Source organism: Candidatus Melainabacteria bacterium (genome assembly GCA_003963305.1).
Taxonomy (GTDB): Bacteria; Cyanobacteriota; Vampirovibrionia; order Obscuribacterales; family Obscuribacteraceae; genus PALSA-1081.
Genome location: RXJR01000013.1, coordinates 36114 through 60994, shown reverse-complemented (window position 1 = coordinate 60994; position 24881 = coordinate 36114). Strand labels below are relative to the sequence as shown.

At 51.5% G+C, this 24881-nt stretch carries 11 protein-coding genes; 3 read left to right on the top strand and 8 right to left on the bottom strand.

What is annotated here, in order from left to right; all coding sequences use genetic code 11:
• Nucleotides 1–160: 160 nt before the first annotated feature.
• The 3 genes from EKK48_14965 to EKK48_14955 all read right to left on the bottom strand — a co-directional run bounded on the left by EKK48_14965 (nt 161) and on the right by EKK48_14955 (nt 15663).
• Nucleotides 161–5218, bottom strand: a complete 5058-nt coding sequence (locus EKK48_14965; GenBank protein ID RTL41029.1) for a 4'-phosphopantetheinyl transferase superfamily protein — start codon at nt 5216–5218, stop codon at nt 161–163.
• Nucleotides 5215–14193: an SDR family NAD(P)-dependent oxidoreductase gene (locus tag EKK48_14960; GenBank protein RTL41028.1), complete on the bottom strand. Its 8979-nt coding sequence runs from the start codon at nt 14191–14193 to the stop codon at nt 5215–5217. Before EKK48_14960 ends, EKK48_14965 begins: the two co-directional genes overlap by 4 nt.
• 201 nt (nt 14194–14394) lie before the next feature.
• A complete protein-coding gene (locus tag EKK48_14955; protein RTL41027.1) occupies nt 14395–15663 on the bottom strand; it encodes a glycosyltransferase family 2 protein in 1269 nt (422 codons plus the stop codon).
• 127 nt (nt 15664–15790) lie between these two features.
• Here EKK48_14955 and EKK48_14950 point away from each other — a divergent pair, with 127 nt between their 5' ends.
• Entirely contained in the window at nt 15791–17473 is a 1683-nt protein-coding gene (locus EKK48_14950; protein ID RTL41026.1) for a GH3 auxin-responsive promoter family protein, read from the top strand.
• Between the two features lie 74 nt (nt 17474–17547).
• Here EKK48_14950 and EKK48_14945 read toward each other — a convergent pair whose 3' ends face one another.
• The 5 genes from EKK48_14945 to EKK48_14925 form a co-directional block, all read right to left on the bottom strand.
• Complete coding sequence (locus EKK48_14945) at nt 17548–18633, bottom strand: hypothetical protein (GenBank protein ID RTL41025.1); 1086 nt, start codon at nt 18631–18633, stop codon at nt 17548–17550.
• A 122-nt stretch (nt 18634–18755) separates the two neighbouring features.
• Nucleotides 18756–20126 (bottom strand): hypothetical protein, encoded by a 1371-nt coding sequence (locus tag EKK48_14940; protein RTL41024.1) that lies wholly within the window; start codon nt 20124–20126, stop codon nt 18756–18758.
• A 3-nt stretch (nt 20127–20129) separates the two neighbouring features.
• On the bottom strand, nt 20130–21134 hold the full coding sequence (locus tag EKK48_14935; protein ID RTL41023.1) for a tetratricopeptide repeat protein: 1005 nt from the start codon (nt 21132–21134) through the stop codon (nt 20130–20132).
• 79 nt (nt 21135–21213) lie between these two features.
• Entirely contained in the window at nt 21214–21882 is a 669-nt protein-coding gene (locus tag EKK48_14930) for a DNA-3-methyladenine glycosylase 2 family protein (protein ID RTL41022.1), read from the bottom strand.
• Entirely contained in the window at nt 21860–23203 is a 1344-nt protein-coding gene (locus EKK48_14925; GenBank protein RTL41021.1) for a DUF4240 domain-containing protein, read from the bottom strand. Before EKK48_14925 ends, EKK48_14930 begins: the two co-directional genes overlap by 23 nt.
• Nucleotides 23204–23366: 163 nt before the next feature.
• Between EKK48_14925 and EKK48_14920 the strand changes: the two genes are divergently transcribed.
• Entirely contained in the window at nt 23367–23828 is a 462-nt protein-coding gene (locus EKK48_14920; GenBank protein ID RTL41020.1) for a hypothetical protein, read from the top strand.
• Between the two features lie 30 nt (nt 23829–23858).
• Nucleotides 23859–24815 carry a hypothetical protein gene (locus EKK48_14915; protein RTL41019.1) on the top strand — a complete coding sequence of 319 codons (957 nt, stop codon included), beginning with the start codon at nt 23859–23861 and terminating at the stop codon, nt 24813–24815.
• The last annotated feature ends 66 nt before the right edge of the window (nt 24816–24881 follow it).

The following is a 24881-nucleotide window of genomic DNA, read 5'->3' as shown; positions in this document are numbered from 1 at the left end:
CATTTTATGAGTTGAAGGATGAGTTCATTCCTATTCCCTCAGAACATTCAACGCTAGAAAGTGAGATCGCGAGCGGCAGTTAACCAAGCCTTGCGACACAGTTAACGCACCAGTGCCATTTAGTTAACCGAAGTTTTGCAAACAGTTAGTAGACGGCGCGCTAGCCGTCGCTGTGCAAGTTAGTCACTGCGATGATTGTTTCGTCTTTTGTCAGACAATGAACAAGGAAAGCGCCGCCGTTTTGCGGTGACACTAGAAAGCGCGCCTTATCATCCTGTTCGTCCAGTAGTTGTGCTTTCAGTGAGCGGGGGTTCGCGGAGAGTCCTAAGCCAAGCGCCTTACCGACAGCTTCTTTGGCTGACCAAAATTGTATGACACGTTTTTCTTTATTCGAGCCGGCAGATTTTTGCAGCTCGTTTATCTCTTCGGGAAGAAACGCCAGCGTTTCGAATCCATTTTCTTTTGGTTCGATAATTTCAACGTCAATGCCTATGCCACGCGAACCCTGTCTGTGTGCCGCTAACGCCACTGCTATTCCGGCTTTGTGACTGATTGAAAGATGTGGCTCATATCCGACGATTTCAATCCACTTGCCGGTGGCATACGGCTGACCCTGTTCGTTAGTTGCGACAATAATATCTGCACAACAGACACTGAGGTTGTGACTGGCTTTTAGAAGTCTGCGTACAGCCTCTTTGGCAGCGATTCTGCCGCAGAACCACTCGCGTTTTCTCGGCAAATTTGTCAGCGCTAGAAAATCTTTTCGTTCGCTATTATGCAGCACATAGTCCAGGCACCAGGTCAAGGTCGATTCGTCTTCGGGCAGCTGTCCCAACTGCAAAATGGCATTGCTCAACTGGTCTGAGTGACCGAGAGCAGCTTCTATGTATGGCATGGTGTCGGTCAAGAAGGTTGTTTGCGGTTGTGCAATGTACTCCTTCCAATTTTCGCTGAGGATAATTCTTCTGCTGTTGATGCCCATGAATTTTGCCAGCACTACATTGTTGTTGTCGACGATGAAGACGTCGGCCTCGGTGCCTCTCGACGTCATCGAACTCAAGTGTGCCGATACTTTGAACGTGCCTCTCAGATTGGAGAGGTCGGTGTAAAACTCCAGAGATTCAACGAGGAAAGGTAGAAGCGCACTCACATCCTCATTCTCTTCAAACAGGTGGAAGAGCACGATCTGTGTTGAGTTATCGAGCAACAAGGGATCGATGAGGAATTTTGGATCGTTGTCACCAGGGAACCAGTCGATGGCTGGTCGGGCGGCAACGAAGCCATCACTGGCGCGCCTGCCAACGGTGTTCAGAGCCATGACGGATTGCATGCGGGGTCCATGGAACATCGTTTTGGGTTGATAGAGTTCGGCTGGTGTAAGCGCCGCGGCTCTGGGAGAGGCGATGGAGTTGCTCAAAAGCGGGGCAGTTGGATAGTAGTCGCCAAACTCGACGTGGCAAGACATTGATGGTCCAGAAAATTGCTCTGCGCCAACTTGATCGATGCTGGCTTCAAATGTGTAAGTGTCGACGCGGTGAGCTTTCAATCTGAGCAGGCTGCCTTCGCGACCGACTCGAATTCTGCGTGCCGCTCTGATCGCGCTTACTCTTAAGACCGGACGTCCCGGCAAAAGGAGACTGGCTATTTCGCTCATCGCTTCCACTGCTACAGTAAGAGGCAGGAGATACACTCGTTCTGCAGAAGGCGCAGCAGCAGAGACGTTGCCTCCGATGGCGTGGTCGAGCAAATATCTGTGATTGTCCAGCGTGACGAAAAGCTCTGCCTCTGCATTGTTCTCGGATAGTTCGCATCTGGTTAATCCGTTCCGTAAAAATGGTGGCAGATCGAAGTGACTTTGCGCCGGTTCATACTGATGAACGGGGTAGGCATTAGGTTGATACGGCTGTGCATATTCCACGGGCAGCTGGATTTCACTGTAATTCTCCAGACCGTCAATCATTTCTTCGGGAAGTGTTTGGGGCGGCTCAGTTTCAAGCTGTTGCTGTGCGTGCAGATATGCGCGCATAACTTCTTCCTGCATGCCCATCAGGTTCTGATGAAATTCAGCCATGCCTGTCAGGTACGTTTGTACTACATCTGGTTGATGCTCTTCTGAATCGCTTCCAGTTTCAAAATCAAATTCATCCTCAAGAGAATTCTGCGCATCGCTCTGTGAAACCCTTTGAGAGAACTTTTGGGATTGGCGTGGCTCTGAGCCTTGATCATCCTGGGTGGCACTTGAATATGCCGCCTGTGATTCCGCACGTAGCTGTTTAGCCACTTCTTCGGGCACTGCCAGTTGCGGGAATTTCAAGTCCAGTCGAACTGACTGCCTTGAGCGCGGTTTGGGCTTTTCGCTGAATTCGATAAACTCTGGTGCTCGTCTTGCAAACAAGTAATCCAACTGCATATCGACGCCGTGCGCTGCAAGTTCACCCAGGCAATGATTGAGCTGGGTGATAGCGGAGTTGTATGAGGTGTTGCACGCGACCGCCAGATGATCTTTGTCTTGCAACGTGTCGCCAATCAGGGGTGTGAGAACTCCTTTCGGACCGACTTCCACAAAGATGGTGACACCGTCTTCGTACATTGCTTCAACTGTTTTCTTCAGCATGATCGGCTGGGTGAAAAGTTCAGTCGTGATCTTGCGAATTTCTGCGGTGTCGTTTGGATATTGACCAACTCTCGAACATGACCAGATCGGTGTCTTGGGCAAGCCGAGATCCATGTCTTTGATTTCTTGATGGTTGGGATCGACCATGCCTTCCACGAGTGGTGTGTGATAAGGAATAGCCATAGGCAGGGGCTGTGGTTCGAAGCCGGCTGCAGTCAGGGCTTTCATCGCCTCAGCTACTGCTTCTTTTGAACCGGAGAGCATGCTTTGAGACGAGCACAGGGCAGCACTCAGATAAAGTCCTTTAATGTCTTTGATAGTTTCCTTGAAGCTGTCGTAGTCTGCTACAAGCATGATCGAGCGCAAATCGGCAAGCTTTTCTTTGGAGACTGATTTTGCCACATGCGTGCTGAGGCGATAGAAGAGAGGTGCCACATCCAGGATGTTTACAGCTCCTCCCATTGGCAAAGTAGCAAATTCACCGGTGCTGCAACCGAGCAATGCGTCCGCATTGATGCCCAGGTTTTGCAGCACCGTATATAGTGCCCACTCGGCCATCAGCACGTTGACGACAGCTGAGTCCATCGCAGCCAGTGATGCTATTGATTCCTGCCCCTGTTCTCCTCTAGGAAATATCCGGCGGCTCGGTACGTAGTCACTTTCGCATTGCAACGCCAGCAAGTCGATATAGTCGAAAACATGACGAACTTCTGGGAAGTGGAAACAAAGATCCTGGAGCATATTGGGGTATGCCGCGCCCAGACCGGGCATGACGAAGGCTAATTTGCCTTTGCCGACGCTTGAGTCTTTGACGTGATATACATCGGCCAGGCAGGGCGATTCGTCTTTGCTCAGTGCTTGCAAAACGCCGTCTATTTTGTTTTTCAGGTCAGCTAGAGAAGAAGCGACTATGGCTGCGCATTGTTTATCGCCGCGAACCTTTCGTGCTTTCGTGGCTAGTGTGTAGGCAATATTGCGCAGAGGCTGAGTGGTTTCGCCAGCGAGATAAGTTTGCACTTCTTTCAAAACGCTTATTAGATCTTGCTGTGTTTGACCGGCAAAAAGGCAAAGTTCCGTTTCCCATTCCTGCAATAAACTTTCTGACTCGCTCTCAAAATCGCTATCGTGCTCTTCCAGAATTGTATGCGCGTTTACACCACCGAAGCCGAAGGCGCTTACGGCAGCGCGGCGAGGTGAACTGTAGCGAGCCCATTTCGCTTGTTCAGTCTCTCCAACATTGGCCGGTGTTTTGGAATGAATCCAGGTTCTCGTCTTTGAGTTGATATAGCAAGGCGATTTCTGCCAATCAATTTGTCTGGTTGGAGTCTCGACGTTGAGTGTTGGAGGCAATATCTTGTGATAAAGCGCCAGTGCCGTTTTGATCAGTCCTGCCACGCCACTGGCTGCCTGTGTGTGACCGATCATCGATTTGACGGAGCCGATTGCGCACCAGGGACTGTTGGTGCTTTCACCGAAGACTTTGTGGATGGCCTGGATCTCGGCTGCGTCACCTGATGGAGTGCCCGTCCCGTGCCCCTCGAGGAGCCCTATTGTAGTCGGCGAAACGCCTGAATTTTCGTAAGCTCGTTTCAGCGCCAGGGCTTCTCCATCCACAGACGGAGCCAACATGCTCGTGCCCTGCCCGTCGCTTGAGCTGGCGATGCCGGCGATAACGGCATAAATTCTGTCACCATCTGCAATGGCGTCTTCATAGCGTTTGAGAACCACCATTCCCAGACCTTCGCCAAGCAGTGTGCCATCAGCCTTATCATCGTATGGACGAATCTTTTCTTGTTTGGAAAGAGCGCCCAGTCCACAGAACATCTGATAGAAGACTGCGAAAGAGTTGACGTGTATGCCTCCGGCAAGAGCCAGATCGCAGGTGCCGGAAAGTAAATCGTTGACGCCCATCTCCACCGCAATCAAGGACGATGCGCAGGCTGAGTCGAGAACGGTGCTTTTGCCTTTAAATCCAAGACGCCCGGCGATTCGCCCAGCCAGAATGTTCGGCATGACGGCCGGTATCGTATCTGAACTGCAGTTCTTGAGCGTTGCGCGTAGCCCTTGCTCAAGCAAAATCATTTGCTCTGGCGAATACTCCGGATGCAGGCTCTTAACTACATCCAACACCTGGTGAACGGTTTCCCCGTGATAGATCATGTTCATGCTGCCGCCGCCGGGAGCGGATGTGCGGCCTAAAATTACTTCGGCGCGGTTGCCGTCATATTGCTTATTTGCGTAACCGGCATCGGCCAGAGCTTCGGAAGCAACACGCAGCGCCAGCAGTTGGTCCGGATCTGAACCGGAAATACTGTTTGGCATGACACCATACTTGAGCGGGTCGAAATCGGCCAGCTCGGTTATGAACCCGCCTCGCTTGCAATAAATCTGTTCGAATGCTGTCGGGTTGGGGTTGTAGAACTTATCCGGGTTCCATTCTTCGGCGGTAGCATCTCTGGTGGCATCGAAACCGTTGACGATGTTTGCCCAGAACTGAGCCAGATTGGCAGCGCCAGGAAACAGGCAGGACATTCCTACTATTGCGACTTTATTGGTTTTCGCGGAGGCTTGCGTACTGTTCGCCTGCCTTCCTGCCGGTTTCATTTGGTCGTACCCAACGGGCTGGCCTGGCTCGCCAGTCTGTTCAGTGACTTGCTGCCAACGCCGCCGAGACCTTCTACCAGCATTACCATCTCTCCGTTCTTACGGTAGATAGCCAGCTCGCAAGTCAGTTCTCTTGCCGATGCACCCGGATTGATGAAGATGCGACCGTACAGCTCTTCTCCGCTGCGGATCTTGCCGAGCAAATGAAGTGTGCGGAAACCGGTCGGCAGTACCGTTATATCAAGGTGTTGTCGTGCCCAGACACCAGCGAGTTGCATTGAACTGTCAAACAGAACCGGATCGATAATCCAGTTGTCGCCGTTGGTTTCAGCGAAGCAGGTGCGCTCATCGGCCGCTTGCACGGTACCCAGGATGCCTGTGCTGCCCAGAGCACGGATGTCCTTGATACCCTGGAAGATCGGGCCATGGAAGAGCCAGTTGCCGTAGATGTCTTTGGTGGCTGGAACCTCTTCGATTTGATCTGCGATGTCGGCTAGTTCATTTACATCGTTGAACTTTGTCACCACATCTGGTGGGCAGTGTTCTAACCGTTGTACTTCACCTGAGTCAATTCTGGACAATTCCATCACAGCTTTGAAGTTGGTGCGCTTGAGAGGAGCACCTGTATTCAAGGCGACCTTGACCTTGACACCCAGCTCTGAGCGACTGACTTCGTCGGTCACAACAGTGATCTGTTTGGTTGGAGCATCGAAGACTATTCCTGATGGAATGTCCATTCGATGAACCTTGCGCACTCCGTAGCCAGGATAAGCTGCCGTGGCGGCTTCAGCCATGAGTTCGAGGGCAAAGGCCATCGGCATTACTGGAATGCCGTCGAAGGTGTGGTCGTTTAAGTAGAGGTCGTGTTCAGGATTCAAATCGAACGCAAACTCGAAGCTGCCAGGTTCGGGCATCGTTACTGTCGATTGATAGAGGCGCGGTCCGACCGGGGTCGGCAGTGCGGCGTCTCCAAGCAATTCGGCGACGAGCAGTACTTCCACATCGCCTTTCTTGCCGAACTCGATCTCTTCTATGAAGTACGAGCGTCCAGCAGAAGCGTCTATCATCGCCCAACCATATTTGGCGAAGATGCTCTCCAGTTCAGGCTGAGCCATGCCACCTTTCCATGGTCCCCACATGATCGAGGCAACGCGAGCTTTAGTCTTCTTGTCGAGGACCATAGCCAGTTTGTTCACTGTTTCATTGGCTGCGACGTAGTCAGTCTGACCAGCATTACCAGTGCGTCCGACCACCGAGGAGAAGAGGAACATGAACTGCAGGGTATTCAGATTGAGTTTCTCGCTCAAAATGAAGCTGCTGTCGATCTTTGTGCTGACGACTTTTTCAAACGACTCGACTGTTTTGTCTTTAGTGAAGCCATCTTCGATGATGCCGGCTCCATTGATGACGCCGTCGATGTTGCCATGACGCTTGTAGATGTCTGCAATCAAGTTGCCGAACGTTTCAGGATCGCGTACATCGAGAGAGTGGTATTCAACTGCCGAACCGAGTCTCTTCAGCTCAGAGAGCGTGTCTCTTATTTCTCTTTCTTTGAGCAATTTTTGATAAACAGTTTCTACTGCGGCAATGCTTACTGCTTTGCCTTCAGCTTTGAGCTGTTCCATGATTGCCGCTTTCAGCTCTTTTGTCGACTCAAGACCGGCTGTGGCTGGGTTTTCCTGCGCTGATGGTTCAGGCAGGCGTCCAACCAGAATCAACTTGGGTTGATATTTTTCTGCCAGCTCCAGTGCCAGTTCCGCGGTGATACCACGAGCGCCACCCGTGATTAAGATAACTTTTGAGGAGTCTAGTTTGATATTGCTGCACTCAGCATTTTCCAGGCTGACTGCAAAGCTCTCTACGGCATAGCGTTGGCGCTTTTCGTCATACCCGGTTTCAACATGGGGATCTTTGTTCGCTAATTCTTTTACGAGAATTTCGGCGACAGCAGCTGCTGAAAGCTTCGCTGAAAAGTCGATTGCTTTGCAATTTGATTGAGTCCACTCTTTGGCGAGCGACTTCATCAGACCAATCAGACCAGCTTGCAGAGGTGAGAACGAAGTAGTTTCGGTGAGTCCGAATTGACCGTCGATTCTGGCTGCCGTGATGAATTGTTTCTTGTTATCTGACTGCTTAGGATTGAAGTCAGGTTCCAGAGCTTTGGCTATTGCAAACAACTGGCTGAGAACTTTTATGTCTTTAGCCTGGTCGTTGACGTCGAAAGCTCGCAGATCGATGAAGGCTGCGATCTCACCATGCTCTTTCTTCACCTTCTGTACTGCGGCAGTCAGTTCTTCCACATTGTGGAAGTCTGAGACTGTAATGTCTGCGCCTTTAGCAGTGCCGAGAACAACCGCTTTCTGGTTTTGTTTCGTCAATGCTGCGGAGACCGCCTTGCCGTAACCGGAAGCATCGGCGGCGATGAGCACCACTCCTGAGAGATTCAGGGGCTGGTTTTCTAGCGTTGGCAATCTAAATGTCTGAACCAATCCGCGTCGAAGAATGCCACCAGAGACAAGCTCTTCCGACGATTCTGTGACGAGGTGCAGACCACCGTGCCCGTTGCCATTGCCGTTATGTCCGTTATGACCATTTCCACCGTTGTTCAGAGTGGGAAGGTGAAGCAATTGACCTTTGCCGATCTCGGTTGTGTGTCCGTGACCATTGCCGTTGCCATTTCCGTTGCCGTGACCATGACCGTTGCCATTGCCATTGCCGTTGCCGCCTGCATAACCGTTTCCGTTTCCGTTACCGTTGTGGGTAGGAGCTTTTTCTTGCGGTGCTCCCGAGGGCGCTTTGCAAATCCAGTCGATGATGCCTTGCAATGTCTTGGTACCGGCGAGGTCTTCCAGACCGCCTTCCAGTTCAAGCTGTCTTTGTTCCGGCAACATTTTTCGGAAGCTATTCAAAATTTCGACACGCTTAATTGAGTCGATTCCGAGATCTGCTTCCAGGTCAAGGGTCGGATCGAGCATGTCGATCGGGTAGCCGGTGCGCTGGCTGACGATGTCCAGCAAGGCGTTGACGAGAACTTGTGGGTCCTCCTGACCTGCTGCATCATCATTCTGGGCTGTGTTCGCAGTCGTGTCGGTGACCGATGCATCTACCGGAGCAGGTACAACAGCGCTTGCTTCAACTTGCGAGAGTGTATTCAGCAGCTGGGCTGCAGGTACGTTTGGAGTTCCTGCAACGCTTGCAGCTGGTTGCTCGACAGGAGCTTGAGCGTACTGTTGCACTGGAGCTTGCGCATACTGCTGCACTGGTGCTGGTGCATACTGCTGCACTGGCGCTGGTGCATACTGCTGCACTGGCGCTGGTGCATATTGCTGCACTGGAGGCTGAGCAAATGCGGATGGGTAGCCGGTGGCCTGATCTTGCCAGGTTGCCTGTGGTATCGCCTGAGGTGCAGCCTGATAAGGCACAGGCGCAGTCATTCCGCTCTTGTTTTGCAGATACGCCAACATTACTTGCTGCTGCGTTTGCAGGAAGCTGTTGGTCATTTGAAGCATCGTCTGTTGGAACTGCAACATAACCTGATCGACATGCTTGCCTGAGACCGCGGTTGGCATCAGAACCTGCTGCGGCATCACTGGCAAAGGCGGCGGAGTCGGCACCGGCGTTCTCGCTGCTTCTGGCTGGATTTGTTTTGGCTGATCTGCTGGTTTAGATGTATTCATGGATGAGGCTGTTGGGTTCCTTGTTTCGGTTTGAGAGCTGCCCTGGGGCTTGGATACCTGAAGGGATTGGCTGATTGGTTGGGTTGGCGCAGCGGCTGCGGGGGCTGCCTGGTTGCGCTGGGGTTGAGCAGCCTGATTGGCTGCCGATTGGGTTACCGGTGCGGCAGCCGACGATGTCGACGCGGCTGCGCTCTGGGAAATCTGCTTGGTCGCGGGTTGCGTTGCTGCTGTTGCTGCTTGAGCGACTTGTTTTGGTTTGGCGGTTGCTCCAACTCGCTTGATGTGGGCGCTATTGACCAGATACATCAATGAACGGCTGCGCGGTGCTTCATTAGTGCTGAGCGTGCGTCCGAACTTGCGAGCTGCTTCGAATGCCCTGGTGCGGGCGCTGAACAATCTGCCGATATCTATTTTCTGACCATTGGCAGCCAGAGCAGCCAGGCAGTGCAGGAAATTAGTCAAACCGGCGCGACCGGAGTTGACGATTACATACTTGTTGCCTTCTTTGTGAGAGAGAGTGGCATCTGTAAGTCCGCTGAGAACGGCTCCAGGTCCTACCTCTACGAATATTCTGGCTCCGTCGTCGTACATCTTTTGCAATTGAGTGGCAAAATCTACTGGTTCGACGATGTGTTTGGTCAGTCTGGTTACGACCGATGCTTTCGAGTAGATCTGCGAATCTGTATTGCAGTAGACGGGGATGCCTGGTTCGGCCAGAGGGATATTGGAAAGTGCGGTTTCAAGCGGTGCCTGAGCGTGCGTCATATGACTGGAGTGAAATGCCTGCGATACCGGTATCAGTTTCGCTGCCACACCATGTTTTTTGAAAGCCTCTAAGGCATTTTGAACGGCAGACTCTTCGCCTGCTACAACACACTGCTTGGGTGAATTGATGTTGGCGAGCGTGACTCCGGGAACTTCACGCAATACGTTGGTCACTTGTTCTATCGGTCCAGAGACCGCAGCCATTGTGCCTTTGCCGCCGCCGTTCTTTTCGGACAAAATTCTGCCTCTGATTTCAGAGATTTCAAAGAGTGCAGATTCTTCGAAGACACCAGCGGCGTGCAGAGCGACATATTCTCCGTAGCTGTGACCTGCAACCATATCTGGTGCTACGCCAAACGAGCGCAACAACTTGAACATGCCCAGGTCTGCGGCTCCGATTGCCGGTTGCGCCACGTGAGTGTTAGTCAGAGCTTCCGACTGAGCTGCCTTTTCTTCATCGGTGAAGGAGGGAGGTGGATAGATGAGCGTATTGAGAGGCTGACCAAATTTATCCGCCAGCACTCTTGAAGCTCTTTCGATCGTGTCGCGTACTTCTGGAAACTGGGTCGCCAGTTCACGCAGCATATCTACACTTTGTGAACCTTGACCGGGGAAAAGAAAAGCGACTTTGCCTTGAGCAATTTCCGGTTTCTGTTCCAGATCTACAAAATAGATGCCACGCGGATCTTTGATTTCCGTGCAGTTGGCGTTGAGCAGATCGCTCTTGGCGCGTGAGATCTTGTCGAGCAGATCCTCAGCACTTGTGGCGACGATGGCCACGCAGAGTTCTTGAGTCTTGGCGTCAGTGTGACGCTCAAGCTGCCTCAGATAGGCAGCCTGCGCAACTTCTCGCAGAACAACTGTCTCTTCGGCCTTAGCGGCACGTTTCACTATGTCAGCTACAGACTCGAGCGACTTCATCAGTTCGAGTCTGTTTTTGCCGTGCAAAACGAACAGCTCGGACGGCCAGCCGTAAGTGGCTGCTTTAGGAGCGCTATTGGTGGTTGGAACATATTCTTCGAGCACGGCGTGGAAGTTAGTGCCGCCGAAACCGAAGGCGCTTACGCCAGCGCGTCTGGCGCTGTCTTTGTTATTGATCCACGGACGAGTCTCGCTGTTGATATAGAACGGACTGTTTTCGAATTCACAGGATGGGTTTGGTTTTGTTACACCGATAGTCGGTGGCAAGACTTTGTGGTGCAGAGCTTTAGCCACTTTGATTAGTGACGCCAGCCCGGCTGCTGCTTTGGTGTGACCGATCATTGTTTTGACGGAACCAACTGCACAACCTCGTTTTGGTGCTCCATGCCGTTCGAAGACTGTTTTCAGTGCTTCTATTTCTGCTCTGTCACCAGCCACGGTACCAGTGCCGTGTGCTTCAACCAGCGATACGGAACTCGGCGAGAGACCGGCATCTTCGTATGCTCTCTTCAGTGCCAGCATCTGCCCGGCTGGACGCGGTGCTGTGAGGCTCAAGTCTCTGCCGTCGCTTGACCCGCCAATTCCTTTGATTACGGCGTAGACGCGGTCACCATCACGTTCAGCGTCGCTCAGTCGCTTTAAGACCAGCATGGCGATGCCTTCACTGATTACGATACCATCTGCGGTGACATCGAAGGTTCTGCAGCGTCCCTTGCCTGAGAAGGCGTGGGTTTTGCTGAAGCTCAGGTAGTCACCCGGCTGGTTGTGCGTGTCAGCCGCAGCGAGAAATACAACATCGCTCTGTTTGTTGCGCAGTTCACCAATGCCTACATGTAATGCAGCCAGAGACGATGCGCAGGCCGCATCGATTGAGAAGTTGACTCCGCCCAGGTCGAATCGATTCGCTACCCGACCGGCGGCTACGTTGCCGAGGTAGCCTGGGAATGAATCTTCGGTCCACTCGGGCAATGCTTCTTGCAGTTCAGCCTTGGCACTGTCGGAGAGGTTGTTGAGCTTCCATCCCAACATCGAACGCAATGAATAGAGCGCCGTGATCGGTCCGTGCCCGGCGTTTGCCAGCACAACTGAAGTTTTTTCGCGGTCGAAGCCTCTTTGCGCATAGCCGGCGTCTTCGATGGCGGCTCTGGTTACTTCCAGGAGCAGCACTTGCATCGGATCGATAGAGTCGAGGCTGCTTGGTGGAATGCCGTACTTAGTCGGATCGAACTTCAAGTCTTGCAGGAAGCCGCCCCACTTCGAATGAATTTTGTCGCGAGCGAGCGGATTGGGATCGTAGTAGTTTCTCCAGTCCCATTGCTCAATTGGAACTTCAGTGATTGTGTCTACCTTACTTAAGATGTTTTCCCAGTAAGTTTCCAGGTCATTTGCTTTTGGAAACAGGCAGGCCATGCCCACGATGGCAACGGCTTCAGAGGCTGTTTTGCCGCCATTGCCGTTCGATTCGACGCTGGTTACAAGCGGCTTGCGAGCAGCCACGTCATTGATGATATCGGCACCACCATTGGCGACAGTCTCGTGCAGGTCGGCTATCGTGCACACCGAATCGTGCATGGTGGCTATCTGCCCGATCATATACATGCCGTCAGCCCACTGTTTTTCGGGAGCCAGAGTTTCCAGATTGCTGGCCGTCTTGTTCTCATTCGTGAGTTCGGCGATTGTGTCTTCTTTGCTTGCGCTGGCTTTGCGTGTCAGACCTTTGCTGGCGATGCGCAGGCGCCCTAAATTCATCAGTTCGAGCTCTTCACGAATCTCGTCTCTGTTTGTGTTTTTTAGAACCAGTTCCTGGCGTTTGTCGTCAAAAGTCTTTTTGTATGGTGAGTTGATGCAACGAATGGCATGCCCCGGTCCTGTTTCGAGTAGCACTGTTTTGTTGCATTCAATAGCAGCTTGCTGGAATTTCTCTACGATGGCACCAGTCTCTACTGCTTCTTTAGTGAACAGGTAGGCTGTACCCATCAAAGCTCCCACGCGCACTCCACGTGCTGCCAGGGTGGCTGCCATGGCTGCCACCATCGCGGATGACATGGCATCGTGTACGCCGCCGGCGAACAAGACGTGATAGAGAGAGGCATCGTCACGGGGTCCCAGCGAACCGAGAATGCGATCGATCATCGCTTCCCAGAGCGTGAAACTGGCGCGCGGTCCAACGTGACCACCACACTCCTTGCCTTCGAATATAAAGCGTTTCGAACCCATCTCGATGAATGATTCGAGCAACATGGGCGAAGGTACATGCAAATAAGTTTTGATGCCCATGTCTTCAAGCGCTTTAGCTTGATCTGGGCGGCCGCCTGCAATCAAGGCGAAAGGCGGTCTGTATTTGCTGACCACTTCCATCTGTTCCTGACGCAATTGTTGCGGCACGAAACCAAGAATGCCCACGCCCCATGCCAGAGCGCCCAGCTTTTCCTTTGTTTCGGAAACGAGCACGTCACATTCATTTTTGCGCATCAATGCCAGGGCAAGAAATGGCAGCCCGCCTTCCTTTGAAATTGACAGTGCGAAATCTGCCGTGTCTGAGACCCGAGTCATGGCGCCCTGTACGATCGGATAAGTGGTGCCGTGTGATACTGCCAGTGGTGAACCCTGGCGCAGCGGTTGTTTCTCGGCTGCCAGTTTCACATGTTCGCGCACGGAGGCTTTAATAGCTTGTGAGACGCCGGCGACGGTGGAGAACTTCTGTCCAAAATCAGTGGCAAAACAGATGTCTTGTCCGAAATTCCAGACGCGGTCGAGCGGACGCGATTGTTGATTGTAATCGGCGATGTTTTTCCAGATGGAGTTCTGCTTGCCTTGAACAGACTGTTCGATTGCGCCCGCGACTCTTGAGTAGAGGCGATATTGCTCATCGCCTGATGTGACGATAGCGGTCTCAGTTCCGTCCAGATTGGCAATTTTCTGCTTCAGCTCGAGCGGCAACGATGATTCTTTGGTGAACAATAGCTGCGAGTCGAGAACAACCCCGACTGCTCCGGCTACATAGGCTGCTGCGGCAGTGTGGATGCCCATGCCGCCCTGTCCGTAAAACGGTAACTTGACTTGCTTGGCGAATTGTTGAAGCAGTACGAACGATGTTTCGTCACCGATTCTGCCACCGGCCTCGTGCCCTTTGGCGATTACGGCATCGGCACCAGCCTGCTGAGCCAGCAGAGCTTCTTCGACTGAAACAGTCTCGACGATCACCTGCAAATTGTGTTTGTGCAGTGCTTTGATTTTTTTCCTGGCGTCTTCTGCTTTTGCAGGCAGGTTAGTGATTACTGCAGCAAGCTGGCGTTCTTCCAGTTTGCTTTCCAGCGCACTCAATAATTTTTCTACCGCTGACTCTTGTTTGGTGTCGTATTTGATACCAGTCTTGCCGTCGCCGGAATTGATTATAGTTTCCAGCACTCGGGCAATCACGTCACGCACATTGCTGTCTTCGAGATTGACTAGTTCGAGATTGAGAACACCCAGATCGCCTGCTCGAACGGCGGCGGCGGCGATGCCTGCGTCAGTCAGGTAACTCTCGAAGTTCTCCTGCCGCTGACTCTCTGCCACTCCATTCAGCCCTAAGGCGCTGTGGTTTATGGCGATGATTCCAAAGCTCGACATCTGCGCTAGCCTCTTGTTGGTCTCTTACCTGGCAATAGGGTGGGTCAAGCCTTTGTGATCTCTTCGATGACAGCGGTCTGGGCCAGGTAATAAACCTAAGAAGTATAGAGGGCCTGCAAGGTCGGTCCATTGGACAGTTTTTAACAAGGTCAGCTGATTCGATGCCCATAGTGACGGGCATACACGCTCGTCTTAACGCGGTTAAATAATCACTACTTCGCTGGGGCTTCTCAGCTCGTAATCGATTCCGCGCCAGCGAATTCTGTTCGTTAATACAGAATATAGCGTCATCCACGGCAGAACGATATGCGCAAGTGGTAGAACGAGTGAAAATTTCAAAAGTGAAGATTGAAAAGCATGCTCCATAAGAGCGCGCTCACTTGATTTTTGAGCTGAATTTAGACCATTAAAGTCCTCTTCTTTTGCGCTTAATGAAAGTACGCGATACCAGAGGCGTTGGGCTTTGAGCAAGAAATAGACTTCGATTGGCAATAAAATCAGCCCGGCTATGCTGGCTGCGATTAATTCTGTCGAACCTGTTAGAGCTGCGGTCACGATTGAACCGACCAGAGCCAGCAGCCAGACCACTAAAATCACCGCTCGGCGAATGGCGCGACGCCAGAGTTTTGGGTAGTAAACCTTCGTTAATATGAGCTGCCGATTTGTCCATTCAACAATTTCTGGAATGGTCGCATCTCCGTCACTGGCTACCAGGCATTGTGGTACGAAGCGCACTTTCAGCCCTATATCTTTTACTGCTGTTGTCAAAGATAGGTCGTCATCAGCCGATCGGTCCCAGTGTTGTGCCACTTTGGCGTCGTCAAAGGTCTTTCTGCGAGTCGCCATGGCGCCGCCCCAGGCGAACGCGTAGTTGGGGTCAGCCAGCTCCCAGGCTGACATGCGGTTCCACAGCGAGCGTAACAGTGATGGCCAATCGCCTTTAAAGGGGATGTAAAAACGATATCCCGTGGTTACGCCGACGGTCGGGTCTTGCAAATGGGCGACAAGATATTGAATGAAGTCATGACGTGCAATCACGTCGGAATCAACGAATACAAGAACTTCCGTGTCGTCTGATATTTCTTGCAAGGCACGTAACTGATTGTTGATTTTTTGTCCGCGAGCTTGATTTATGCCTGCGACTACCAGTTTTGTCGGGATTGCCTTCTGTGATTCGCAGACTCTCTTGAGCACTGCATAGGCGGGGTCGCTTTCCTGCGCTACAGCAAAAATGACTTCAAATCTGGGTTTTCCGTCGATACCTATATATCTCTGCTCGAGGAGTTTGACCATATTTTCTTCGAAGCCGCGATCCAGTCCTTTGCAAGGCAGGATAACCGAGACTTTCGGCGCATATTCAAGCGGCGGTTTGAATGCCAATTCTCTTTGCACATAGCTGAACATTCTGTTGAATGAGACGATCTGTGCAATCGTTGCAGCAAGAGTGATTAGAGCCAGTAAGGGAAGCATTTTTAAAACTGCGCGAAATAATTTTGGCGTCTGGGAGCGCCATAAAACGTATAGTCAAGTATAGTGCTAGACTTTCGGATGCTCATTGGTGTTGAGCTAACAAACATTTCAGACAAATTTTTCGAGCATGTTTCGCACTTTGCTTTATTCGGCATTCGGTATCCTCGGCTCGCGCGAGGCAAAGGCTTTGGAACAAGCCAGTCTCGACCCGGCTTCTGCTCAACTTGAAAAGTTGATGGAGATAATTTCTGCCAATGCAGAAACCGTATACGGAAAAGAGCACGGTTTCGCATCAATAAAAACAGCAGCCGACTTTCAAAATGCTGTTCCCATCAACGAATACGACACCCTGCAACCTTACATCACGCGTGTTTCGGAAGGGGAGCAAAATGTGCTCACCCGTGAGATGCCATTCATGTTTGCTACTACAAGTGGCACTACAGGCGCTCGTAAGCTGATTCCAATTACTCGCAGCTATGTCAAAGAGTTTCGCAAAGCCTCTGTGTCGTCCGGGTATCACTTGTTGCGGAGTTTTCCGGGTGTTGCTAAGGGTGTGACGCTGTCAGTCTTTTCGCCAGCCGAAGAGGGGCGCACCCCGGCTGACATTCCGTATGGTGCAATCTCAGGGCGCCTTTACCTGGAGGAGCCGCCCCTGGTGAAGAAGTATGTGTCTCCGCTGCCCTACGAGCTTTTTTTGATAAAGGATTATGAGAGTCGCTATTACAGTTTATTGCGTTGTGCGCTCATGTTGCCGATCAGTTCTATCTATACATTGAATCCGAGCACAATCGTTGTTCTGGCCAGACGCCTGAATGTATATGCCGACCGTCTCATCGCCGATGTCGAGCACGGCACTCTCAAGCCGCCTGCCGAGTTGCCCGAGCAGATCATGGTTGCCTTGCAGAAATTCTTGAAACCAGATGCGAAGCGCGCCGCTGAATTGAAGCAACTGCTCGCCACTGGTGATTTCAAGCCTCGGAAAATTTGGAAAAATCTCAGCTTGATTTGTTGCTGGACCAAGGCCGCAGCAGCGTTCTACTTGCAAGATTTGCCGGAATTTTTTGGCGACCTGCCTGTCTGTGATATCACCTATGGTGCAAGTGAAGGGCGCGGTACAGTCTCGATAGCACCGGGTAAACAGTTGTTGGCGCTGCGCTCACACTTCTTTGAATTCGTGCCGGAAAACGAGATGGGGTCTGGAAAACGACCACTTCTGGCGCACGAGCTGACGACCGGCGAAAACTACTTCATTTTGTTCACTACAGCCGGTGGTTTATATCGATACAATATCAATGACATTGTCAAAGTAGCTGGATGGCACAATAAAGCGCCTTTGATCGAATTTTTGCATAAAGGCGGAAACATCAGTTCTTTTACGGGCGAAAAGTTGACCGAGTCGCAAGTAACTGAAGCCGTTTCCGCAGCGATCCAGAAGTGTGGTTTGAAATTGCGGTTTTTTACCGTCATTCCGAAGTTTCGCCCTGAGCCTCACTATGAGCTCTGGTGTGAATCGTTCGATGAAGATTGCGCCAGGCTGCTAACGCCTGAAGTGACTGAGTCTTTGCGTCAGGAATTCGATAGACAGTTGCGTTTGAAGAATATCGAATATGATGCCAAACGGCAATCTGGCCGACTTGCCGATACTACTGTCGAGTTCTTAAGAGTGGGCGCTTACGAAGAGTTGCGCAAACACCTGGTAGCCGGCGGGGTTCCGGATGCGCAGGTGAAGATAAGTCACCTCAATCCTAAAGAGGATATTCTCAAGTTTCTCGAGAACCTCAAGCAGAATCAGCTTGCCGTAACTCAATAAGGTTGCGATCCGGTTGCTATCCGACTGCCAGGTTTGGACATGATATGACTGAGTTCTGATTTCCAGTCGACTGTCTACTGTATGCCGAAAAAGTTCTTGAACCCGTATGTGATCATGTTTGGATTCTCACGCAGTCTGCGTCTGCAATAAGCACCTGAAACTTTGGCTGTGCCGAAGGGAAGATACATGCGCACAGGAACGCCAGTCGACTGCAGCTCTTTCAAATACGGCTGATCGGCTAGAGCGGCACTGGCAGCCAGGTCTGTGAAATATTCGCCGCTGCGCAATTTTTGCTGCACGTTTTGACGCGGTACGCCTTGCAGCATCTGATGCTCGAAAAGTGTCGCAGGCACTTTGTCGGGAACAGCAACGCTTTGATAGAAATTCTCGATGCATTTTGTGTCGTGCGTTGCCAGCTCTGTGTATACGCCTTTGCCGAGCAACTCTTTTGCGTATTGCACGACCAGATCTTTCATGACGCGTTTATCTGTGTGCGCAATTTGGGTTGGTTCATTGTATATGCCGATCACTAACCGTACACGCATGCGTTCATCGAAGCGCTTGATGTCATTTTCGGTTCTGAACAGGCGTGTTTGCAGCACTGTGCCGAGATTTGTATAACCGGCGTTGATCAATGCGAAAAATGCTTCCAAATGAAAGTTTGTCCAGCGGTGATCTTCGGCTTCGAGTGTGACTTGAATATCTTTCTTGTGAGCATAGTCGACGACTCGTGTGATGCGGTCGAAAGCATCTTCCTGCGCCTTTTCGCTTTCTCTTCCATGTTGTGGAGCCATGGTGCTGAACATAGATGGCTTCATTGATACTGTCAGGCGATCGCGAGGATTGGTCGCCTCTATCTGATTTGCTTGCACAGCGTCGAAGAGCTCTTTGTAGGCGTCTACGTAGCCTTCGCAGTGCGCTGGAGTTGGTGCGTCTTCTCCGAGAATGTCCAGGGTGCCGCAAAATTTGTTTTCGGCGTAGATGCGGTGGGCGATTTTAATGGCTTCGTCGGCACTCTGCCCTGCCAGATAGGGCTTGGCTAGGGTCAAAACTAACCCTAGCGGGATCGTGTCGAATATCGTCTTCGGCGGCGGTGTGAGCTTCTGCTCCATTTCAACTGTTGACTCTGCTGACGGTTTCGGAGGTGATTGCACTGGCATACTGGAAGCTCCTGAGACACAAATGCATAAGACGCAAACGCATTATATGGCCTCGGCGCTTGATAGCCTTCCTCTATATGTTTTTGTTTAGGTCTCCATGCGATTTTGTTGTCTAGATTACATCAATCCTGGTCCGGCAGTCCCAGCGCGGAATACAAGAACTTCATCATGGGCGCCCGCCTGATTAGCTCGGGCATCATAGATGGGGTATCTCCGGTGAACCTGGAGAGGATGAGAATGTAGTTATTATCTTCACCTGAGCTTTCCCTGGGAGCGACATAGCACAGCCGGTAACCGGGTGAATCCATGCTGGTAAGGAGTATGCGGCGAATTTTCTGTTCTGAAAGTTGCTGATATTTCACCGATTTATGTGTGTGCTCAAGGGCTGCTCCGCGCATTTTGCCTGCCATGGACTTTGCAACGGCGACTATCTGGGCCTCAGATTGAACGATTTCGGCCGGAACTCTGGCGACAATCAAATCTGCTTTGCTGGCGGTGCCTTTAGCGCCGACATATACGTCGATGGCAGGGTCCTGCTTGCTGTACTTGATCCACGACCAGCCTTTGTCTTTGATCGAGGCGCCTACCGGGCGCCCGTACATCTGTTCGAATTCTAGAAATTCGCTGCCTAAACCCGGCACTTTCGGTTGTGCTGCAAATTTGGTCAGTGCCGATCTTGTATCCGTTCCGGTCGCGGGTGTCGATTGTTTGCCGCTTGCTGAGAGCGAGAGAGCCTTTGCCGTCATCGGTGGTTCCGGCTTCTTGTATTCAGGCTTACTGTTGTCGGCTTTGTAGTCAGACTTACCTGATTCAGATCGGCTGTGGCTGTCGGGTTTGTATTCAGATCGAGAAGTATCGCGATGGGCTGTCTTTGACCGGTTGCCCTTCTTTGACGACTGGTAAAAGCCCCGAGATAAGGCAGTGACAGCTTCATCGTCTGTCATTGTGACTGATTCCAGTTTGGGCAGGATGAGCAAATCTTCGGTGCCGGAATCATCGACATCGCCGACGCGACTCATCAACTTGCATTCCACTATTGGCCACTGATACTGGTCGATCGGTAATTCGTATGGCTCAGGTCCGTGAAAAATCAAGTTCAGAGCTTGATTTGGAGCCAGCTCGTAGCGTAATTCGCGGCGCGCGATCATGACATGGCCCAATCGCAGATCGACAAAACGGCACTGCATTTTGATTGCTTTGCCGGTTAAATCGTTGCCGCTGATATTTTCTACTCGCACGCAAAGAGACGGATGGTAACCAGTTGCGTCGTGCGCCCAATAAGCTACTGCGTTTGTGACGGCAAGTTTCTTCGGCTGATTTGTGTCGCTCTCCTGGGCCACGGCGGCCAGGCATGTTGATGGGGCAAGTTGCCAATTCCGGCTGCCGCGCATTATCTGATTTGTCAGTTCTGTCGCCAGGCCGGTGCTGATCAGGAGAAGCGCTCCTGATGATGTAAGAATTTTGCCAGTCAGTATCGAGCTCTTCTTTTGCATTAACTACGACTTGTTTGGAGGGTTTTCGAAATCAATTACTTTGGGCAGCCCCGGATCGCAGAATTGTGCCTGCTTGATGTCCTCAGTTGCAAGGACGTCGGTGCCGATCAAGTGATATACGAGCGCTCGGCAGAGGTAGTAGGAGGCGTTATTAGGGTTGTTCATCAGCGCGTCGGATAAGTCATTGACGGCATTCTCGTATTTTTTTAGTTGAATATAGGCCCGCGCTCTTTTGTAGAGGAGCTGCGGATTTTTCGGATCAAGTGAAATCGCCGAGCTGATGTCACCAATCTGGTTTGCTCCGGCAGCGAACAGTGATGCACGCAAATGTAGAGCCGGAGGCGTGTTTGCGCTGGCTGAGCCTGGTGTACCGGTGGACGAACTGTCGGGTGTTGTCGTATCGGTGCCGGATGTGCTGCTGGATGTGCTGCTGGATGGCGTTGCACCAGATGCCGTCACATTTGGCGCTGACGAAGTGGCACTCGCTGCTGATGTTGAGGCGGAAGTGGAGTCATCATCAATTGAATTAGTCAGTCGGCCTGAGGTAAAGACTGTTTTCTGACTGACAAGTGCAATCTTGATGGGGTTGAGAAGCAGCAGTGCTTTGTAATCAGTCAATGCTTTGTCAGCCTGGCCTAGTTTGGCATAGCTGTTGGCTCGCCAGAGAAGGGCATCTTCGTTGCGTGGTTTCAGGTTCAGTACCTGGTTGAAGTCGGCAATCGCCAGCTTGTAGTCGCCCAGCTCATACAGGCACTGACCACGCTTTAGAAAAGATCTGAAGTCGGTACCGTCATTGGTGACGGCCTGATCGAAGTTGTAAATTGCCGACTGTATGTCGTTGAGCGCCATCGATTTTATGCCGGCCAAGTATTGAGAACTCTGCGCCAGAACCGCCTGCGTCTGGAAGAGAGCCACCAGCGTTACCGCCGGTAAGATTTTTTGCCAGCTGTTTTTTATTGTCATGCCGTTGCTGCACCATTTGTTCGTCAGTATTATCCTAACCCGCATCGTCTTCGCATGCTTATTCTTGCCAGTTTATCGTCACTCTCGCTTACCTGTTTGGGGCTCTGTGGATGCCTCGCCAAAGCTACCAGGCAGATTCCGGCAGTTCCAGGCAACGCCAGAGGTACCAGCTTGCTAGAGTGCGGTAGGGCTTCCATATTTCAGAATGCTCAAGAATTTTCTTGGGCGTAGGTAAATCGGGCAGTCCATAAGTCAGACCGAACCCCTTGCGAATCCCGTAGTCAGTGGCTGGCATGACGTCCATTCGCCCCAGGCGAAAGATAAGCAACATCTCGACGGTCCACTTGCCTACGCCTCGTATACTGACAAGGCGATCGATGATTTCCTGGTCCGGCATTTTGTGCAGCTGCGATTCGGTTGGCACCACTCCTGATACCGTCTTTTCGGCCAGATCGATGAGTGCCACTGCTTTAGCGTTCGAGCAGCCTGCTCCGCGCAAAATTTCGACGGGTGTTTTCAGCACTGAATTTGCGGTCATTCCGCCGGAATCGGCATACAATGCCTCTACTCTGCCGAAAATTGTCGCGGCAGCTTTTCCTGAAAGTTGTTGATAGATGATTGACTCCGCCAGCGCCAGAAAAGGGCTCTGTATGTCGTTAGGCTTGAGCGTGCAGGGTCCGACATTTTTGATTACTCGAGCCAGCTGCTTGTCAGCCTTCTTCAGTGACTTCAGCGCTTTCTCAAGCTCGGCATCAAACTCAACTGCTTTGCTATTTTTCGCCGTGCGCGACATGGTGCGCCCATCCGTGTTTGTTGCCGAAGGTCTCGTAGTTGTATTTTGTTTTGACAGGAAGTTTTCTTCCAGTCTTTCGTTCAAAGGCTTTTGGCGCAATCCGCAAAATCGCTTCAAACTCTGTCTCTTTAGGCATGTGCTGAGGCTCGGCTACAACTTCCTGGAAGAAATCGCGTCCGTTTGCGACCACGCAGCAGCGAACGCGCAAGAACCAGTTACGTGCGAAGCGATGGGCGGGACCACGGTAGGCATCTTTTCCTAACTGTCTGGCAAAAATTTCACCGTCGAGGCGATGCAATTTTTCCGAGAGAATGTCATTGAAGGTGGAGATATCTTTCTCGGAACGCTTGCTCAGATAATCGACCGCCGGCTCGATGACGGATTCATCGTCACCCGCACGCTCCCAATCAAGTAGATCAATCACGTTCCAGAAGTCGTGCTCGCCAAATTTGCCGTTTTCCGAAGACGAAGGTGTGCGTTCGATGGGCAGATCAAGCATTGAGCGCAAGCCGTCCGGCATGACGGAAAAGTCGTCGTCACCACCACTGGTGTCATCCCAATCCCCTTCCGGAACGAACGGCTGCGCGGGCTTCCACTTGGCGCGGCATGTGGGTGCCAGTTCTCTGAGTTTCTCAGTGCCTTCCTTGGTGACTGCAGTATTGAAAACATAGAGGCGAACCAGTGATTTGATTTTTGCCAGGGTCAGCAAACCTTCATTTGTAATCTTCGTGCCGCTCAGACCAATCTGCACTAGATTCTTCAAAACAGTGATGTATTCGAGTTCATCATCGGTCAAATCGGCGCCGCTCATCCACAGTTCGCGTAAATCCTGCAGTTTCGACAGTTCTTTGACGCTCTGACCGGTTACGTGACAGTGGCTCAATCCGAGCCCCTGCAATGAGGTCAGGTCTTTGAGATGTGTCATGCCGGCGTCGGTGATATTAGTGGAGGTCAGCTCCAGCACTTTCAAACCGGAGAGGTGCTCGATATGCGAGAGGCTGATGTCTGTTATCTCAGAGCGACTCAAATCGAGAGTATGTAAATCATCGCGGTGCAAATCAGCCAGCGGTGCCAGGCTTCCCGAACCTTTGCCGCTCATCTTCAGTTTCAGTTTTTTGCCGGCCGGCACAACAACGTTCGCGCGTGCTTCTTCGAGCCATTCCCACTTGATAGGCTGGTTTTCGGGCGTCACGATGAGCCCTCGAACCTGGCTCAGCAACTGCCATTCTTCGGGCTGCGATTCGTCAGCGACGAATAAACTGCCTATCGAGCGACGGTGTGGAAATTTGACCGTTTTCTCAGGTATTGTCATGGCGCTCATTATCCGATCTTCCAGTGCGTTTCGTCCTTAATACTCGGCTGACAAAAAGAAATTCTCGCACCTGACAATTGGAGTAAGGTTGGAGCAACATTGTCGGCCAACATTGTCAGGCTTGTGCGTCCTGTGATGATATGCTTTTACAGGTCGGAGAGGGGAAGTCTAAATGGATGAAATTGACGCACAGGGCAGGCAGCTGTTAGTTGATAGACCTGCTTTGACTCGTGGACGGCTCAGCGTTTATCGTGAGGCAACTGGCGAAGATCACTGGTTCCCACGCCTGAACGTGACTTTGAAGAAGGCTGGAACCGACGACGTGCTCTGGCAGTGGACTACACATACTCTGCCCATCGACGATGAAGAACCGCCACCCTATGGCGAAGATGTTCTGCTGGAAAAATATTTTGAACTGGAAACCCCGATCAAATCGCCGCGCGGCTTGGAAGTAGTGTTCATGCTCGGACCAGGTGCTACTCGTCGGGGCACTGTTGAACAATTCTCAGCAGCGCTCTACCTCTATCCTGATTCATTCGACGATCGGGGTATTCAGGTAGGCGTGCTTGATTTCACCCAGGGACTCAACTCGGGTGGTGTGCCGCTTTATTTTCGAGTCAACTTTCCCTGGTAAAAGTGCTGACTTCGATACAAGAGAGGTTGGATGCCTTCCAAGACTGCAACCTTTAAACCGAAGCTTGATCTGACTCCATATCTTGATGGTGTTGAAATCATTTCGGTTGCAGTCGCTTATGACGGATCGCTTCTGGTTGTCTCTACGACCGCCGATAAGAAGGATGTCGCTTTTGGTCGGGTCGACAATAGCTTTGCCAGCTTTCCCAAAACGCGCAGCAACGAACCTTACTCAGTTGCGATCATGCGATTCTCAAGTGAGCTGATTCAGAACACCATAGTCAGCGATGTCGAACAGTCTTATCCAATAATCCAGACGTTTCCTGACGGTTCATTTCTGCTGGTTGGAAGTCGATGTCGCAATCTTCCCTCGGGGCCAGAACTAAATGCGGCTGTTTATGGGGCTGATGGCAAGTTGGAACACAGATTTTGTGCTGGCGATGGCATTGCTGACGTGCAAATTTCTGAACATGGAGAGATCTGGGTATCGTATTTCGACGAGGGGGTCTTCGGCAACTTTGGTTGGAATGAGCCAATTGGTTCATCGGGTTTGAATTGCTTCAATCGGTGCGGGGAGATAGCCTGGCGATTCAGTGCTCCTGAAGGATTAGATGAAATTGCCGATTGTTATGCCATGAATGTTAACGGAGATGACGTGTGGTTGTGTTACTACACTGATTTTGCCTTCGTTCGAATAGACAAGAACAAGAATAAACATGTATGGAAAAACGACGTGTGCGGAGCTGGAGCCCTGGCTGTAGAAGCCAATCGTGTTTTATTGTTTGGCGGATATGGCGAAGACAAAGCTCGATGTATTGTGCAGACATTGAGCAGCGCCGGTGATTCAAAGAATAAGACAAATTTTTCCGTCCAATGTCCTTTCGAACTGGAGACTACCCGTGTGATGGCCAGGGGCTCAGAGTTGCACGCTGTTCATGAGGGCAAATGGTATCGACTATCGATGGGCGATCTTGGGCTCCAGTCGTGAACATAGAAGCGGTCAGGCGGAGAAGCCCAGGGGTATATCTGTTTACTAAAAAGTGAAAAGAGAGCA